The sequence below is a fragment of the Vibrio cholerae ATCC 14035 genome (genome assembly GCF_000621645.1).
GTDB classification, from domain to species: Bacteria; Pseudomonadota; Gammaproteobacteria; order Enterobacterales; family Vibrionaceae; genus Vibrio; species Vibrio cholerae.
In genome coordinates, this window is record NZ_JHXR01000057.1 from 1 (window position 1) to 2147 (window position 2147).

Sequence of the window (2147 nt, forward strand, 5' to 3'; positions counted from 1 at the left end):
AGTTTGTTTTTCAGTGAGCTAAACATGTAGCTTCTCCTTTACCGTGGATAAAATGAGACTGGCAACCGCGCCAATCCCAAAGGATGTAAAGAACAGAACGAGAACGGCCTTGACCACCGCGAAATAGAGCGCCTCGCTCCAGACATAATGGGTTAAGTCCATCAAGATTTAATGGGTTGAGGTTTATCCAATGGCTTGCCGCCCGGCACGTTGTCAAACAAGGAACACACCACTTGATAATCAATCACGAGGTTACGCGATGGGTCTTCTGGGTCTGGCTCATTGTCAAACGTGACAAGAACCGGAAAGGCGGTCTGTTCGAGTTTTCTGGTCATCGCGTCACTGGATACAAATTTCACTTCCTGATGCTGCAAGCCAAACGTCAAACATTGGCCTTTATCGTTTTTCCACTGGCGAATCGGCTTACCAACAAAAAGCACTGGGATAAGGTAAGGAGCACCAGTCTTACTCACCCCTTCAGAATGAGAGGCACCAAAAACAACAAAACGAGATTTCATATTAATCACCCATAATTTCATCAATTAACTTCATATAAGAATCTGGAAGGTTGAGTGAATCGTCGTGAATTTCCTTAGAAATCAACGCCCCAAACACCCTTTCCAAATCACCACCAAAATGCTTTGAAATATCAAACAACGTCTTACCGACCTGACGACGAGCCCACTTAATGCGTGAGTGGATATCAAGCGCCACTTGACGCTTTTTTGTGACCACCTTGACAGGCAAGGAATTGATAATTGAGGCCGAGTACGCGCACAAACCTGCAAAATACCCCTCGATATTGAGCAGAACGTCGATAGGCATATCTTTAAGCTCGACCTCATTACGAAACCAGTGCATATCTAAACCAAGCTGAGCAGCCTTGTTGTAGATACGCCAGTAAATGCGAGATTCACGAGAGCCTACCTCGAAAGATTCATTGATGATTTTGCCATTAGGCTCAGAGACTAATCGCTCACCACCGTTAGGGGCACGTCCCGCTCTAGCGGTGCGAAAGGCGTCATCGGAATAGGCTTTTTTGGCGTACTCACGGCCAAACAAACCGTGAAAGTCATCAACGGCTAAATCAATACGAGACAGACGAGAGCAACCTAATAAATCGAGCCACCAATGAAGACGGAATAAAGAGGTGTGCTCTAACACGGTTCGACACCCTACTCCCTCAATTTGGAAGTAACAGGTATTACGGTTTCCCCCTAGCGCAACAAAGCCCACGTGTTTATTGGAGTACTTAGACATCAAATGGCATGAGTTTTCATACCCATAAAGCCCCTTATCGCGCCAAGGCGACATACGAAGACCAAGAACATGAAGGCAAAAGACCTCCAAGCGTTCCATCATGGCAACGTTCCACTTCTGCTTATAAAGCTCGATTAACTTCTCTTTTTGCTCAGGTGTGCGAGCCATACGGTAATCAGGCTTAGGAAGAGGCGCCCAGATAAGCGAGGACAAATCGGACTTATGCGCGTGACGGAATGAAGCATAAGGAACCGACCAAGCAAGATAATCGACAAAAACAAACGGAGAAGCGTTTGTATCGAGTTGTAATTCATCAAGAGTGAAAATCTGCTTTTTCATTAGCCTTCAAAAACCTGTCAAGTTCAATTTATAGTGATAAGTTATCCCAAAATATTGGGATTGTAAACAGCTGTCCAAAAAAACAGGGATTATAATGTTCAAAAATAAGCACAACTATAGGGGTGGTATGTATGTTTAGTTCAAAAATTAGGGATTTAAGAGTTGAGAGAGATCTAAACCAAGAAGAAGTAGCAAATGGTATCGGCGTTGGAAAAAATACCTATTTAGCTTATGAAAAAGGCACACAATCACCAAAACTGGAAACTGTAGAAAAATTAGCAAAATTCTATGGTGTACCAATAGCTGAACTTGTCAGCGATAGCGAAACAAACATTGACGAAAAGCTGAAATCGAAAATCCGAATGATTGAATCACTTGATGAACCAGAAAAAGAGTCATTATTCATTTTGATGGAGGCTTTGCTGATGAGAAGTAAGAGTCGAGAAATACAAAAAGAATTTAGGTAGGTAATCAAAAGACTCGCTAGCGCTCAAACACTGGCGCGCTACGCTTGCGAATACAAGGTGAGTATCACAGGCTCTGTGGGA

Annotated in this window: 3 protein-coding genes; 1 reads left to right on the forward strand and 2 read right to left on the reverse strand. The window is 43.5% G+C overall.

The genetic code is table 11. The features are described 5' to 3' along the window. Positions 1 to 161 precede the first annotated feature (161 nt). Both T411_RS0115570 and T411_RS0115575 read right to left on the reverse strand, forming a co-directional pair. Positions 162 to 518 carry a hypothetical protein gene (locus T411_RS0115570; protein ID WP_000842207.1) on the reverse strand — a complete coding sequence of 119 codons (357 nt, stop codon included), beginning with the start codon at positions 516 to 518 and terminating at the stop codon, positions 162 to 164. Position 519: 1 nt separating this feature from the next. Further along, positions 520 to 1599, reverse strand: coding sequence for a replication initiation factor domain-containing protein (locus tag T411_RS0115575; protein ID WP_000743997.1), 1080 nt, complete (start codon positions 1597 to 1599; stop codon positions 520 to 522). 131 nt (positions 1600 to 1730) lie between these two features. On the opposite strand from T411_RS0115575, the gene T411_RS0115580 reads away from it, so the two are divergent. Further along, positions 1731 to 2066 carry a helix-turn-helix domain-containing protein gene (locus T411_RS0115580; protein WP_000492997.1) on the forward strand — a complete coding sequence of 112 codons (336 nt, stop codon included), beginning with the start codon at positions 1731 to 1733 and terminating at the stop codon, positions 2064 to 2066. The last annotated feature ends 81 nt before the right edge of the window (positions 2067 to 2147 follow it).